Source organism: Bradyrhizobium sp. 31Argb (assembly GCF_043638955.1).
GTDB lineage: Bacteria > Pseudomonadota > Alphaproteobacteria > Rhizobiales > Xanthobacteraceae > Bradyrhizobium.
In genome coordinates, this window is record NZ_JBEGDB010000086.1 from 1 (window position 1) to 14,395 (window position 14,395).

The window sequence follows — 14,395 nt, forward strand, 5'->3', positions numbered from 1 at the left end:
AAGGCTTCCTCCTAAAAGAAAGCCTTGAATCACGTTCAATCTGATTTGAGAATCCCAAGAGTCCACACGGCCTAGCCCCTAACAAGCTGCGATCGCTGCGTTTTGCGCCCGAAGCGGCAGCGCCGCAGGCCACTTCCCGGCCCCACGGATCGCTGGTTCAGAGGGCTCGGAATTCAGCCTTGAGAGCGTCCGACGTCTTTCCCTCCATTGCGTCGAGTTCGGACAAGGCCTCGGAGATCGTCGTCCAAGGCGGCGTCGCGTATCGGCCCTCGCCACGACGGCGCGCACCTATGTCATCGATTATCAGGCGGCGCTCCGACTCGTCCAGGACGTGAGGGCTCTCGAAGAAGATGAGACGACGCGCAAGCCGCCTCAATCGGCCGTCCTGAAAGCGCTGCGCGACGTCCAACCTCGCTTGCCACGGCAAGGTGTGAAACTGCCGGGACAACGCGGAATCGGCATCCGAGATGAAGTTTCCGCCGTAGATCTGTTGCTCGACGTGCTCGGAGGGCGGATAGATCGCCTCGATCGACGCGGCTGCTCGCGTCAAGACCGCCATGAATTCGGGGTCGGCGCGGACCGAGGACGCCCGCCGCGCGAGTTCGTCTTCGGTGAAATCCACGAACCGATCGGGTTCGATGTCCCACAGCGGATAGAGCAAGGGCGACGCGTTGACCTTCAGGCGCCGGATCGGACGCGGCTCCTGCGTCAGGCGCTGAGACAGCTCGCCGTCATCGAGCTTCCGCAAGGCGTCGATGTCGGACGCGAGGTCGAGGCAATAGTGAGAATTGGCGTCGTTCGAGTTGATTCCGACCCTCGTCAGGAAGTGCATGACCTGCGGGCGTCCGAAATAGTCGAAGTAGGCGAACGCGTCCTCGTCCCGGACGAAGTCGACGACCGCCGCCTTGGACGAGAAGCGGAGAAACGTCGACCAGAGCTCGGGCGCACCGGCGCGCACCAGCCGGCATAGACCAAGCATGGCGTCGACGTCCGCCGCGGCGTCGTGGAGCGCACGCGACGGAACGCCGTTCGCCGCGGCCATCGCACCGAGCCGGTGGGTGGGACGACCGTCGGGCTCCAGACCCGCGTGCATCACCGAGGGATGCAGGGTCGTCGCGGCCCGCATCAAGTTGAGCACGTCGGCGCGAGCGTTGCCGTTCGTGTTGGTCAGAAAGATCGGATGCAGGCACTGATAGAAGGCCTGCCGCAGAAACTCCTCGTCGAAGCGGATCGAATTGTAGCCGAGAAAGGTCGCGGGGCACCACGAAGCCAGCACGTTCGCGATCTCGCACACCATCGAATAGTGCGACTGCCTGAAAGGGCTGTTGGCTTCGGCGAGCGTATGCCCGGTGACGAGCAACGCCTGCGGCGACGGAACGACGTGCGGCAAGAGACGCGACTTCGTCTCGAACCGGTGCGTCTCGTTCAGATCGGCGTCGGTCCTGATGGCGGCGAATTGAAGTATCTGGTCGAAGCTCTTGTTCAACCCCGACGTTTCGAGATCGTACAGGACGAATGCCACGACCGCGGTCGCCTACAACCTGCCGAGCCTGAACTGCAGTGCGGCGAGACTGACGCGGAAGCGATTGGCCATGCCGATCAGATAGTCGTCGTCCTGGATGTCGCGGGACGATTCCGACAGCACCTGCCGCACGAGCCGCTCTGGCATCAGCAGCTCGGAAGCGAACGCATTGGCCTGCTTTTCGAGAGGGTCGATGCCTTCCGCGGAAATGGAATCGCGTGGTATGAAATTTCTGCCCTTGTCGATCAAGACCGTCGCATCCAGCTTCGCGCGATGCAGCACCACATGGGCCAGTTCGTGCGCGATGGTGAAGCGTTGCCGGTTCGGGTGGTGGTTCGAGTTGACGCCTATGACCGGCTTGCCGTCCCGGATGAATGCCATGCCCGACAATTCGTCGTCGAATGGCGTGTATTCGATGCGAACTCCCAGGACCTTCGCGAGCCTGTCCACCGGGACGGGCGGCGCCTTCAATCCCAGTCTTTTGACCAGGGCGCCCGCCTGCGCTCTCGCTTCGTCCAGTTCGTTCATTTCAGGCCTCCATGCTTCCGCCTCACGTATTGCTCGATTTGCGCCCGCTGCGTGTCACTCACGTCGCTACCCTCGATCATCAGCGGACCGCTTGCCTGCTCGAACGAAAAACTGCTCGGAACGAGGTCGATGATCGACTCGACCTGTAGCGCCTGCGCCAGCCTGTAGATCTGATGAAGCATCAGCTTCTGCCGCCCGGTTTCGATGTTGGCGAGCGACGCCCTTGTCAACCCGATCATGCTGGCCACTTCCGCCTGTTTCAGGCGCAGCTCCCGGCGCCGAGCCGCCAGGTTCGCACCGATGATCCGATAGATCTCCAAATCAGCCATGTTGCCCCACAGAATCGCACTTCCGAGTCGCTGTCAACGAAGCAAACATTTTTGTGCTTAATACAAACATTAATAGTATTTAATATTGTATCGATGTTTTTCTAACCAGACTCAGCTAGGTTGTATGGAACCAGAATCGTCCCGACCGAGGAGCAGCAATGGCTGTCCCGACCCGACCTGAAGCGATGCCGCGCCCGCGTACGACGACCAAGGGCGAAGCCGCATGATGAAAAGCATCGTGACGCGGTTCCGCGCGTACCAGCTCGGAGTTCCCGGCTCGTCCTTCTCCCTTTTCGCCGACGGGCACTTCACGGTTATCGAGGGGCGGCTGACCGAGTTCAGCAAGGTCGCGCTCCTGTACGAGATGCAGCGGTGCGGCGTCGAGTTCGCCGACACCCTCCACATCACCAGTTGGGACGCGGACCACTGCAATCGGCACGAGCTGCAGGAACTCCTCGAGCTGGTCCGGCCCCTCCGGATCGAGTGCCCCGGCTACGATCCCTACACGGACCATGGCGAGGGCTGCCTCGAGATCATCGCCGCCTACAGAGACGCACAGCTGAAGGCGAACCGCACGCCGACGATCCGCCACCTCACGCCCAAGTACATCGCAGGACTCCAGAAGGCCGGGGATCTGGCGTTCGAGGACACGCTCTACAACCCGCTGCATCTCGACGAGGATTGCGCCAACAACAATTCGACCGTGAAGCACTTCCGCAAGGGCAGCTTCAACGTCCTCAGTCTCGGCGACGTCGAATCCCCGAACATCTCCGCGCGCCTGCGGCGCTCGCGGATCCTGAAGTCGGAGACCGACGTCATGATCCTCGCCCATCACGGGGCGGACAACGGCTTCACCACGAAGGGCCTCCTCGCCCGCCTGGATCCGCGGCTCGCGATCTGCTCGTCGAACTACGACAACCAATACGACCATCCGCGCGACGAGATCCGGGAGCTGCTGCACGAGCAGGGCATCCGGCTCATGACGACCAAGACCGGAGACGTGATCGTCAAGTCGATGGGAGACCACACCGACACCTACCGCGCCGTCAACCTCAAGGGCAACTCGAAGGAGATCTCCTCGACGATGGACTTCCGCTCGAAGAAGGGCCGGATCCTTTCTTTCAACGAAGACACCCTGCGACAGAGATATCAGGGCCGAAGACGCTACGGCCCCTAGGAAGGCGCCCAGGAAAGCTTCGAGGCGATTCTCGAACATCCGGAAATCACGACAATTTGGAGAGACCGAAATGACTGCCAAACTGACGTTCCATCCCCTCGGCAACGCCGACTGCACCCGCATCGACATGGCCAACGGCCGCAAGATGCTGGTCGACTACGCCGACATGCGCAATCCCGCCGACATGTGGGACGCCCGCATCGACCTGCCCGAGGTGCTCAAGGCCGACCTGCGCGCCGCGAAGCGCGACTACTATGACGTGGTCTCCTACACCCATCTCGACGACGACCACTGCTGCGGTTCGGGCGACTTCTTCTGGCTCGAACATGCCGCGAAGTACCAAGGCGAAGGCCGGATCAAGATCGAAGAGTTGTGGGTGCCCGCCGCGGCGATCCTGGAAGACGGTTGCGAGGACAGCGCCCGCATCATCCGTCAGGAGGCGCGGCACAGGCTGCGGGTCGGCAAGGGCATCCGCGTATTCTCGCGTCCGACCAAGCTCAAGGAATGGCTGGAGAAGCAGGGCTTGACGCTGGAATCGCGCGCGCACCTCATCACCGACGCCGGCCAGTACGTGCCCGGCTTCTCGATGTTCGGTCCCGAACGCGTCCAGTTCTTCATCCACAGCCCCTTCGGCTGGCACCAGAATGAGAGCGAGATCGTCGACCGCAATCAGCACAGCTTGGTCTTCCAGGCGACGTTCCGGGAGGGAGGCCGCGAGACCTGCGCGCTCTTCATGTCGGACATCAACTACGACTCGATCAACCAGATCGTGATCACGTCCAGGCGCCACGGCAACCAGGACCGACTGCTGTGGGACATCTTCAAGATTCCGCACCACTGCTCCTACAAGTCCATCGGGCCGGAGAAAGGCGTCGACGTCACCAAGCCGACCGACGAGGTCAAGTGGCTGTGCGAAACGCAGGGGCGCGCGCGCTCGATCATGATGTCCACCAGCTGGTCGATCCCGTCCAAGGGCAGCGACGAGGACCTCGATCCGCAGCCGCCGCACCGCCAGGCCGCGGCCTACTACCGGTCAGTCGCCGACCTCAAGGACGGCCAGTTCAAGGTCACCATGGACCTGCCCTCGAAGAGCAAGCCCAAGCCGACGACCATCGAGATCACCGAACGCGGGGCCCAGCTGTTGCTGGTTTCCGCCACCGCCGCCGGCGCGGTGAGCGTGGCGGCGACCCCGGTGCGGGCGGGCTAGGCATGACAATCCACGCGTGGTGGACCGCCCTCGGCGAGGCGACGACTATCGACGACGTCGCTCCCGGACCGGCGCGTTCGTTCGCGGAAGCAGTGCTCGGCGGCCTTCCGTGCACCACGTTCGTCGAAATCAAGAAAGACAAGACGACCGGATATGTCGGCGTCCATGTCGAGGTCGACGTGGAGCGCCCCCAGGACCTCGCCCACCCAATCCGCGCCCGCGAGCCGATCGGCATACTCTTTCCGGCGCCGCCGGCCCGTCCGGCGGTGCTGGCGCTGCGGAACGACTTCCCCCACACCATGCATCAGAACGGCGTGCCCGAAGGGATGCCGTTCTCGCTGTGCGTCGACGATCGGCCGTGGCCGGAAGCCCGCCTCACCTACACGCCGACGGAATTGTCGCGGCTCGTCCAGCTTTGGCTCGCCAAGGCGGCGCGCGGCGAACTCCACGATCCGGCGCAACCGCCGGATCCGTTGTTCTACGGCGCGGACATGTCCTTAGTGTTGCCGCGCAGCGTCTTCGAGGCCGGGTCCACGATCTCCGAATTTTCGGGCTTCGCGCGTACCGACAATCAAGGCCTGATCTTCGCCCTTCCGTCCAAGCAGGCTCCGCCGGGCGGCATCGGCTTGACGGTGATGGCTTTCGCGCTGCCGCCGCAGGTCATGACATCGATCCGGCGCCTGCCTCGAACCTTGGAAGGCCTAGCCGCAGAACTAGCACCGACCGGCCTCGAGCTGATGGACGAGATCAAGCGGAAATTGAAGGCGTGGACGGGCATCGCGGACGACGGCGCCAGGCGGATGGCCGGGCGTCTTGCCATCGTCGTCGGTCTCCCCGTGACCACCGAAGGAGGTCGCACCGCCGACGACTTCAGAGCCTTCATCACCACCAACACCGCCGGCGAGATCGGCGTCCTGCTTGGCGTGCTGCACGCGAACAACGTCGGCAAAGGCTACGTTCGCGCGTTGCCCGAGGCGCCGGTCGCGGGAGCCGCATTGCCTCTCGTGCCGGCGCAGGTCCATTTCGCCTTCGATCGGAATCTTGCGGCCTCGATCGCCGGTGTCGCGGCCGCCGACCGGAGGAAGGTCGTGCTTATCGGCGCCGGTTCGCTCGGCTCCCAACTCGGCATGGATCTCGCGCGTGAAGGCGCCTTCGAGTGGACTGTCGTGGACGGCGACGCGCTCCTGCCGCACAACATGGCGCGTCACGCGCTGTTGGCGGACGAGATCGGCGCGCCGAAGGCCAACGCATTGGCAAGGCAGATCTCGGCGCTGCTGAACGAGGCCCAGTCCGCGATCATCGCCAACGTCGTCGCACCGAACGAGGAACAGAAGAAGGCGCTAGATGCGGTCTATGCGGCCGCCTCCGTCATCATCGACGCGTCGGCGTCGGTCGGCGTCGCCCGTCACTTGAGCGATCTGGCGTCCGACGCCAGGCGCGTCTGCGCCTTCTTCAACCCTTCGGGCACGGCCGTCGTTTTGATGATGGAAGACGCCCGGCGCGACATCACGCTGCGCGACCTCGAGTCGCAGTATCACCGCCTCGTCCTTACCGAGCCGTCGCTGGCCGATCATCTCGACGTTCCGCAAGGCGGCGTGCGCTACAGCGGTTCTTGCCGCTCGCTGACCAACAGGATCCCGGCGACCCGAGCGGCGCTCCTCAGCGCATTGGCGGCGAGGGGCGCCGCAGAGGCGCTTTCGACCGACGACGCCAAGCTGACGGTATGGACACTCGGCCCGGACGGTTCGGTCTCCGTCGTGCAGCGGAACGGCGAACCCGTCACGCGAGTCGAGATCGGCGCTTGGCACGTGAGCTACGATCGTGGATTTCTGAATCAGCTTTCCGCCCTGCGCGACGCGCGTCTGCCCAACGAGACCGGCGGAGCGATCGTCGGCATCGCCGACTTCAGTCGCAACTCTCTTCACCTCGCCCATGCGCTTCCCGAGCCGGAAGACAGTCTCGGGAGCCCGACCCGCTTCGAGCGTGGCGTCGTCGGCCTCGCCCAATCCATCGACGACGTCACCCGCCGGTCGATGCATCAGGTCAGGTATCTCGGCGAATGGCATTCCCATCCCCGTTATGCGGATGCGCGTCCGAGCGATACCGACATCGCCCAGCTCGCCTATCTGGGAAGCGAACTCGCGGCGGATGGGTTGCCCGGTCTCATGGCGATCGCAGCCCACTACGGGGACTTCTCGCTTCTCAGCTTCGACCCTTCTCTCTGCCAAGGGGAAAGGCGCCTGCTCAAAGTTGCCATTCACCGCGCCCGATAGAACCTGCAGCGGACCACGGGATAGGAGCGCAAATCCCCAGTGCGCAGGTATAGGACCCCACAGGCCGGAGGCGGCACCACGACCATTTCGCGACCCTTTATTCGGGATGCCGGCAGCAGAAAGCGCGAGATCGTCCGCGCGGTGTTGAGGTAAGACGTCGCATCGGCCAAGATCAAACGGAAGCAGATGAAATCGAACGGCGAGCAAGCGCGATGGCAACGTCTTCAAAGATCAAGATTATGATCTCGAGCAGGTGCAACGATCCCTTCCCGCTCGCCTCGAAGCCGGTCGTCCGGCTGAGCGATATCCGCCGCCAGATCAAGAAGAAGATCGAAGCGGAGCGACTCCTCGGGGAGACGCCCTTCGAGATCTGGATCAACGAAGACGCCGTCGCGGACGCCAGTCAGGACTCCTGGGAGGAGTGCATGTCGCAGGCGCGCGATTGCGACATCCTGGTGGCGCTGTTCAACGGCAACGCGGGCTGGACGGGTAAAGACGGCACCGTCGGCATCTGCCACGCCGAGTATCAGACGGCATGGGAGCAGGCGCCCGGCAAGACGTTCGCAATCAACATCAGCGAGCTTGCGGCGCCGACAGCGCCGTCAGCGGCGGCAGACAAGCTCTTTCAGGCGTACATGGAAAGGGCGAACAGGTTCATTGCTTCGGCCAAGGACGGCCCCGCGCTGGAGGCGCAGATATTCAGGACGATCGCCAAGGCCACCATCATGCTGGTCCAGCGCGGCACGAAGGACGCCCGCCGCGGAAGCGGCTATCTCGGCCCGGCGCTCGAGTGGAACAGGCTCGGATACGCGGAGCGCAGCAGCCAGATGATCACCGCCGCGAGGTCGTCGCTCGCGATGTCCAAGTCACGCAAGGCGGAGGCGAGCGATCGGACGTGTGTGCGGACGATTTCCGACAAGCAGATCCTGTTCGTGCTCGGCGCCGTTCCCGACTCTATGTCGATTCCTGCCGCGCGGGAGATGGTCGGACAGCCACACCTCGACGACCACCTTCTGGCCAAGCGCCTGGCAGCGGTCGACGGCGGGCCAATCCACCTGATCGCGTGCCACAAGGCCGCCACCGCGGCGCAATCTCAGCGAATGCTCGGCTTTCCTAACGCCACGGTCGTCGCGGCTCCGTTCGGAATCTACGTGTTCGATCCCGTTCAGGCGATCCAGTTGGTTCTCGTCTCCGGATGCGTGGACGAGATCGCGACCCGGCACGGGATACAGAAGTTCCTGGAATGGCTGGACCAATCCGATCAAAGGGGATTGCTCGTGCGAGGCGCGCAGAAGAGAAAGGCGATCGTCGCCGCGCTCGCTTCCGAGATCACAGGAGCCCCCCGGGGTCGAACGATCGCGTGAAGGCCGAACGCTCCCGCGCGGACGCCGGCACGCAGCGCCGCAGGGCGTTCTCGCCTTCGCCGCGAACGTGTACGGCGTTCACGTGTACGAAGGCGACGCTCGCAGCTGCGCCAAGGCCGGCTAACCGAGATCGATCATCCAGAACTTCAGCACCTCCTCGACCTCCCTCTTCGGATAATGAAGATAGTCGGTGTTCTGCAGATCGGCCCTGATCTTCGCCTTTCTCGCGGCGATCGCACGTCGGATCGTGTCGGTGAACGGCGCAGTCCCGGGCGACAGCAGGTCTGGACTTTTCCCGTCAGGCCACTCGCTCGGATAATCGTCCGGCAGCCGTCCGGATCGCACCTCGGCCGCCTGCGTGGCGACCGGTTCGTGCTCGCAAGCCCAACCGTAGAGATGGAAGGCGCACACACGAGCATCGCCTTGATCTCCGGAAGCGTGTCGGTAAACCCCTTGAGCGACGTCGGCAGCCAAACCATGTTGCCGACGCACGAGAAGAAGCGACGGTCCTGGAACACGTCTTGAGCGGAGGTTGCAAGAAGCCATCCAAACCTACGGTCGTGGCGAGGTGCCCTTTGTGCAACAGGTTGTTGCACAACTAGCCCTTTCTTAGGAGAAGCCGTGTCCACGCCTCTCTATCTCACTTTGGAAGAAGTCATTCTCCGCTACCGCAATCAGGTCAGCGAGGGTACGCTGCGCAACTGGCGGTCTTATAGAATTGGTCCATCATTCATCAAGATTGGCAAGGCGATCTTGTATCCAGTTGAGGAGTTGGACCGTTGGGACCGGTCAAACCTCGTTTCATGCAAACGAACGAGATCTTATCCGCTTGAAGCCACCGACATCGGGATCGCAAAAACTTATTCGCTTCCCGACCTTCACGGTCGCTTCCTTTAGCGAAGCAGCGAAGTGACATGTCCCTCCGCTGAGCACGATGGTAACCAACATAGAGATGGATTCGGATCCGTGCTACAACGTGATCGTAGCATCTCGTGAGGGCCGCTGCATGACATCGCGGGTTTATCACGATCCGTAACGAGGAACGAACCCCAATCACATACCCCTCTCGAACTTAGGAAATCACTAGAAGCTTGCTTCTAAAAGAGATTCTTCCTTCAGGTATGTTGATCCATAACCATCCTTCCGGCGACCCGACGCCCTCGCAGGCCGACATCCAGATGACCAAGGCGATCATCGACATCGCCAAACCGCTCGGCATCTCCGTGCACGACCACATCATCGTCGGCAAGAACGGCCACGCGAGCTTGAAGGGGATGCGGCTGATATAGAGCGTTTTCGAGCGAAGTGGACGCCGGTTCGCGTGAAGAAAACGCGTCAAAAAAGAATCCAGAGCGAAAGGAGCGACAACGTGGAATGGACATCCGATCAGGACCGGATCGACTGGAACGTACTGTCGGAGCTTTATCGGATTGCTCCGCTCGGCGACAAGAAACCGGAGGACCTGAAGCGCGCGTTCGGAAACAGCATGTACAAATGCTTCGCGTTCGAGGCGGGCATCCTGGCCGGCACGGGACGTGCCGTCGCTGACGGTGTCGATTGCTCCTACATTTGCGACATCGCCGTTCATCCGCGCTTTCAGGGGCGAGGCCTCGGCAAGGAGATCGCGACACGCTTGCGGGATCTGTCGCGTGGCCACAGGAAGATCATCCTGTACGCCAATCCTGGCACCGAACCGTTCTATGAAAAGCTCGGCTTCCGGCACATGCTCACGGCGATGGCCATCTTCAGCAACGAGGACGCCGCGATCAAGAAGGGCTTGATCGCGCCGTCGGCTTAGAGCGTTTTCGAGCGAGGCATGCCCTCGGACTTGATCCGAGGGTGGACACCGGTTCGCATAGCAGTCAAGTTTACGCAGATTGCGTAGACTTATCTGCGCAGAAAACGCGTCAAAACAAGAATCTAGAGCGTCGGTTCTGATTCAATCAGAACCGAAATGCTCTGGAGCGTGGCACCATTGGTTGAGCCGGCAGCCGGTTCACTTTACATTTCCCGCTTGTCATCTTTACGGCCCAGCGCCGGCGACGAACAGCACGTCGACCCAGTAGTTATTGGCGTTGAAGGTATTTGTCGGGAAGCTGCTGCTGGTGCCGTAGACATAGACACCATTGCCCCCGCTGCTCGCGCTGGCCGGCGCCGTAAGTGCACCGCTGATATGGTCGGCGGCGAAATAGTTGGGGTCCGCCGAATAAAAGCCGTTGCAGTGATAAGAAGCGACGTAGATCGTGTTGGCGGTCAGTGCCACCGGTGTAGCGAGATTGACAGTTTGCCAGTCCCCGGGGGTCTCGTTGGTGGATGTTGCGCTGGCGAGCAGGGTCCCGGTTTCAGTCCATAGGTTGACGATATGCGGACCAGTGTTCTGCGGCCCTTTGTAAAAGAGAATTGCAAAGACGAGACCGCCGGCCGACGTCTCGAACTTGACCCCGAGTTCGACCGCATTGGAATCGTTGACCGTGATGTTTGCCGGGGTGGTCGTGGCGGTGAAGAGGCTGATGGCATTGGATGGGACAACAGTCAGTGAGACGGTTGCCGAGGCTGTCCCTCCGTGGCCGTTGGTGATTGTGTATGTGAAGTTCGCCGCTCCGAGGTAGCCGCTGGTCGGCGTGAAACTGACCACCTGCGTCGCTGCATTGTAGCTTACGGTTCCGTTGGTCGGGGTGCTGACGCTCGAGATCGACAAGGCAAAGCCGTTGGGATCGGAGTCATTGGCCAGAATCGTAGCGGCCGAAATGGCAAGGACAGTATTCTGGAGCGTTGTAAATCCGCTGTCGTTGTTCGCAACGGGAGGTAGGTTTCCGGTGCCACTCGGGTTGAAAAGTACATCGACCCAATAGTTGCTTGCGTTGAAACTGCTGGTCGGGAAGCTGCCGCTGGGGCCGTAGGAGAAGACTCCATTGCCGTTGCTGCCGGCGCTGTTGGGGGCCGTGAGCGGCCCACTGGTATGGTCAGTGGCGAAGTAGGCCTCGTTCACCGAGTAGAAGCCCTTGGTGTGATAGGACGCGAGATAGATCGTATTGGCGGTCAAGGTCGCCGGTGTGGGCAAACCCACGGTCTGCCAACCACTCGCGGTTTCGTTGTCGGATGCTGCACTGGCCAGCAGGGTACCCGTCGAGGTCCACAGATTGACGACATGCGAGCTTGTGTTTTGCGGACCCTTGTAGAAAAGAATTCCGAGGACCTGGCCGGCAACGGATGTCTCGAACTTGACCCCGAGTTCGACCAGGCTGGGGTCATCCACTGTAATCGTTGCCGGTGTCGTCGATGGTCCGAACAGGCTGACGGTGCCAGCACTCACGGTCAGCGATACAGTCGCGGAGGCGGTGCCGCCATGGCCGTTGGTGATTGTATAAGTGAAGCTGGCTGTCCCAAGGTAACCGGTCGTCGGTGTGAAGCTAACGACTTGCGTTGTTGCATCGTAGCTCACCGTTCCATTGACCGGGCCGCTGACGCTTGAGATGGATATTGTGTAGCCATTTGGATCCGTATCATTAGCCAGGATCGAGGCGGCCGGAATGGACAGGACGGAGTTCGGAAGGGTGACAAAGCCTCCGACGTCATTCGCGATGGGTGGAAGGTTCCCGATTCCACCAGCGCGGTTGAATACCAAATCGACCCAGTAATTGCCGTTCAGATTTGAGCTCGCGGGAAAAATGCTCGTCGATCCATAGGCAAATACACCATTGACGCCAGCGGCCGGTGCGCGCAACGGACCCGCGCTCCGCGTATTGAGAAAGTAGTTCAAGTCCGCCGAATAGAGGCCCGTAGCGGTGTGGTACGACGCAACGTATGTGGCGCCTGCATTGACAGTGACCGGAGTCGGAAAATTGACCTGCTGCCAACCGCTTGACGTTTCGCCGGAGAAGGCCGCGGTTGCAAGCAACGTTCCGTCGGCGCTCCAGAAATTGCCGACGTGCGGCCCGGTGTTGAGCGGCTCCTTGTAGAAACGGATACCGCTGACAGTGCCGGCAGAGCTGATCTGCACTCGGATACCAAGCTCTATTGCCAAGGGATCGTTGGCGAGTACCACAAACGGCGCATCAGCAGGCGTGAAAAGGCTCACGATCGCTGCAGGTACAACGCTTACGGTTACACCGGCGGCGGGTGTCTCCATATTGAGGCTGTCGTCGACAGCACGGGACTTGATGGTGAATGTGCCCGGCTGCAGTGGCCACCACGTGTATGTCCAGCTCGTGGTGCCTGTGGTCGGGTGCCAGGTCGTTCCGCCGTCGGTCGAGACCTCGACGACCGCAACCAGCCCGCCGACATCGCTCGCGGTGCCCGAAATCGTCACCGCTTGCTGCTGGACAAGGCTTGCACCCGAAGCGGGAGTAGAGATCGTCGAGACCGGCGGCGTGTGATCCGTTGATGCGCTGGCGGCAACGAGGTTGGTCTGCAGGGTTTGCGGCTGCACGCCCATGTCCGCAAACAGGTTCACCATGGCCTGCTGTACGTTGGGATCTTCGGGCGTCGGTCCCACACTGCCAAGGTTGCAGTAGTCGTGCGTCGTGTCGAGGCCAAAAGACAGGAAGACCGTTCCCGTACCGAACACGATTGCCCCGCTCGGTGCGCGATACAGGACGAGATTATGTGTCGCAGTCCGGGCGCCGGTGGTGTTGCCATAATCGAGCAGATAGGTGTCCACCGGAAGGACCGTCGATGACACTGCAATCAATCCGCCCGGCCGGAAGCCGTTGTCAGGCGCTTCGTCCCATTCGTAGCCAAGCATGCCGATTGCCAGAGAGCTGGTCGTGCCGGCTTGCACCGCCGTATTCCGCCAGAATCTGAACTGTGCGAGGTTCGAGGGAATCGTGATCGTGTCGCCGCGAAATGAATCCACCTGGAAGATGGTGCCGGTCAGCGCATTTTCAGGACGTCCTCCATCGGACGGAGGGCTGAAGCTCGGATCGCGCCAGGTGCCGGTCCACTCCGGCGACGGATCGATTTTTGCGGCGGCGTGGGTTTCCTTGTAGCAGACGAGAATGCGGTTCGCCGTACCGTTCGCATCCGCTTCCCATCGCGTTTTCCAGTAAACCTCGTTGCCGCTCATGAAGATGAGGTGCACGCCCGCATCACGTGCGGCCTCTACATTGGTCCGGAGATCGCCGGACCAATATTCATCGTGTCCGACCGACATGAACACCCTGTAGTTCGTCAGCGGAATGTTGCCCGGCCCCGCGTCGACGGTTGAGATGTAGGTCACATCGTATCCGTTTCGCTCGAGCCAGCGAATCGCTGCATACTCCCCGCTGAACACGAAATCCTGCGGGCCAGCATATAGCCCAATACCGTCACGTGTGCCGAAGGGCCGGTTGTAGCTGACTTTGAAAGCGCGCCCGTCACCACTCTGCGTCGCATTTCCTCCGTACAGGCTTGCACCGCCCCAGCCGTTGTAGGCATGCCATGTCGTGTCGGAGGTCTTGAAGACGATGTCCCGCGCCACACCGTCATTGCGGACGACAAAGGTCATATGGCTTTCGCCGGCTGTCGCGTCCTGACGGACAAGCTTTGCGATATACACGCCGGAGACCGCCGTCGCGGGGACGGTCCACGTGACGGTGACGCTCCAGTTGGCAGCATCGTACAGACCGATCGACGGATCACCGTCCGGTTGCGACGGCTGGATCGACGCGGCGTTCTGCTGAATGGACGTTACGAAGCGAGCGCCGTCGCCGCCGTAATAGCCAAGGCGATAGATGTCGATCCGGTAGTTCGTCGAATCGGTATTGATCTTGAAGCCGATCTGGCTTCCACTATTGACGCTGATGCTGGTGGCGAAGCCTTCGATATTGGTGGCTGCCGGACCGCTGAGGTCCCATACTGCTTGAGGGGTGCCGGTGTTCTGGTTTTCGATAACGATTGGATTTTGTGCCATTTGCTAGCATCTTTGCTGTGAGAAACGTGACTGCAATAAACCGTCGCCTGCAAAGCTTGGTATCGAATCACCACTCGAGCGTTCATCGACCGATGTTCACAATCT

Annotated in this window: 11 protein-coding genes and 1 pseudogene; 7 read left to right on the plus strand and 5 right to left on the minus strand. The window is 61.5% G+C overall.

The window, feature by feature from the left end; all coding sequences use genetic code 11:
* Positions 1-157 precede the first annotated feature (157 nt).
* From AAFX91_RS18325 to AAFX91_RS18335, 3 genes are read right to left on the minus strand one after another with little or no spacing between them, the layout of a single operon-like run.
* Entirely contained in the window at positions 158-1,522 is a 1,365-nt protein-coding gene (locus AAFX91_RS18325; RefSeq protein WP_394567334.1) for an exonuclease domain-containing protein, read from the minus strand.
* 12 nt (positions 1,523-1,534) lie between these two features.
* Entirely contained in the window at positions 1,535-2,050 is a 516-nt protein-coding gene (locus AAFX91_RS18330; protein ID WP_394567335.1) for an ImmA/IrrE family metallo-endopeptidase, read from the minus strand.
* On the minus strand, positions 2,047-2,379 hold the full coding sequence (locus tag AAFX91_RS18335; RefSeq protein WP_394567336.1) for a helix-turn-helix domain-containing protein: 333 nt from the start codon (positions 2,377-2,379) through the stop codon (positions 2,047-2,049). Before AAFX91_RS18335 ends, AAFX91_RS18330 begins: the two co-directional genes overlap by 4 nt.
* Before the next feature lie 223 nt (positions 2,380-2,602).
* Between AAFX91_RS18335 and AAFX91_RS18340 the strand changes: the two genes are divergently transcribed.
* From AAFX91_RS18340 to AAFX91_RS18355, 4 genes are all read left to right on the plus strand, one after another.
* Positions 2,603-3,556, plus strand: coding sequence for a ComEC/Rec2 family competence protein (locus AAFX91_RS18340; protein WP_394567337.1), 954 nt, complete (start codon positions 2,603-2,605; stop codon positions 3,554-3,556).
* Positions 3,557-3,626: 70 nt separating this feature from the next.
* On the plus strand, positions 3,627-4,763 hold the full coding sequence (locus AAFX91_RS18345) for a hypothetical protein (RefSeq protein WP_394567338.1): 1,137 nt from the start codon (positions 3,627-3,629) through the stop codon (positions 4,761-4,763).
* Positions 4,764-4,765: 2 nt separating this feature from the next.
* On the plus strand, positions 4,766-7,036 hold the full coding sequence (locus tag AAFX91_RS18350; protein ID WP_394567339.1) for a ThiF family adenylyltransferase: 2,271 nt from the start codon (positions 4,766-4,768) through the stop codon (positions 7,034-7,036).
* Positions 7,037-7,248: 212 nt separating this feature from the next.
* Positions 7,249-8,400 (plus strand): DUF4062 domain-containing protein, encoded by a 1,152-nt coding sequence (locus AAFX91_RS18355; protein ID WP_394567340.1) that lies wholly within the window; start codon positions 7,249-7,251, stop codon positions 8,398-8,400.
* 120 nt (positions 8,401-8,520) lie between these two features.
* Here AAFX91_RS18355 and AAFX91_RS18360 read toward each other — a convergent pair whose 3' ends face one another.
* On the minus strand, positions 8,521-8,811 hold the full coding sequence (locus tag AAFX91_RS18360; protein WP_394567341.1) for a hypothetical protein: 291 nt from the start codon (positions 8,809-8,811) through the stop codon (positions 8,521-8,523).
* 210 nt (positions 8,812-9,021) lie between these two features.
* On the opposite strand from AAFX91_RS18360, the gene AAFX91_RS18365 reads away from it, so the two are divergent.
* From AAFX91_RS18365 to AAFX91_RS18375, 3 genes and pseudogenes are all read left to right on the plus strand, one after another.
* Positions 9,022-9,297 carry a helix-turn-helix transcriptional regulator gene (locus AAFX91_RS18365; protein ID WP_394567342.1) on the plus strand — a complete coding sequence of 92 codons (276 nt, stop codon included), beginning with the start codon at positions 9,022-9,024 and terminating at the stop codon, positions 9,295-9,297.
* 224 nt (positions 9,298-9,521) lie between these two features.
* Positions 9,522-9,689 (plus strand): annotated as a pseudogene (locus AAFX91_RS18370) (JAB domain-containing protein); the annotation flags it as partial.
* 80 nt (positions 9,690-9,769) lie between these two features.
* A complete protein-coding gene (locus AAFX91_RS18375; RefSeq protein ID WP_394567343.1) occupies positions 9,770-10,198 on the plus strand; it encodes a GNAT family N-acetyltransferase in 429 nt (142 codons plus the stop codon).
* A 225-nt stretch (positions 10,199-10,423) separates the two neighbouring features.
* On the opposite strand, the gene AAFX91_RS18380 is transcribed toward AAFX91_RS18375, so the two are convergent.
* Positions 10,424-14,290: a DUF4082 domain-containing protein gene (locus tag AAFX91_RS18380; RefSeq protein WP_394567344.1), complete on the minus strand. Its 3,867-nt coding sequence runs from the start codon at positions 14,288-14,290 to the stop codon at positions 10,424-10,426.
* Positions 14,291-14,395 lie beyond the last annotated feature (105 nt).

Bases quoted from the DNA above. Each gene is read 5' to 3' on its own strand.
- AAFX91_RS18340 (WP_394567337.1), top strand. From the start codon at position 2,603: ATGATGAAAAGCATCGTGACGCGGTTCCGCGCGTACCAGCTCGGAGTT.
- AAFX91_RS18345 (WP_394567338.1), top strand. From the start codon at position 3,627: ATGACTGCCAAACTGACGTTCCATCCCCTCGGCAACGCCGACTGCACC.
- AAFX91_RS18380 (WP_394567344.1), bottom strand. From the start codon at position 14,290: ATGGCACAAAATCCAATCGTTATCGAAAACCAGAACACCGGCACCCCT.
- AAFX91_RS18350 (WP_394567339.1), top strand. From the start codon at position 4,766: ATGACAATCCACGCGTGGTGGACCGCCCTCGGCGAGGCGACGACTATC.
- AAFX91_RS18355 (WP_394567340.1), top strand. From the start codon at position 7,249: ATGGCAACGTCTTCAAAGATCAAGATTATGATCTCGAGCAGGTGCAAC.
- AAFX91_RS18330 (WP_394567335.1), bottom strand. From the start codon at position 2,050: ATGAACGAACTGGACGAAGCGAGAGCGCAGGCGGGCGCCCTGGTCAAA.
- AAFX91_RS18335 (WP_394567336.1), bottom strand. From the start codon at position 2,379: ATGGCTGATTTGGAGATCTATCGGATCATCGGTGCGAACCTGGCGGCT.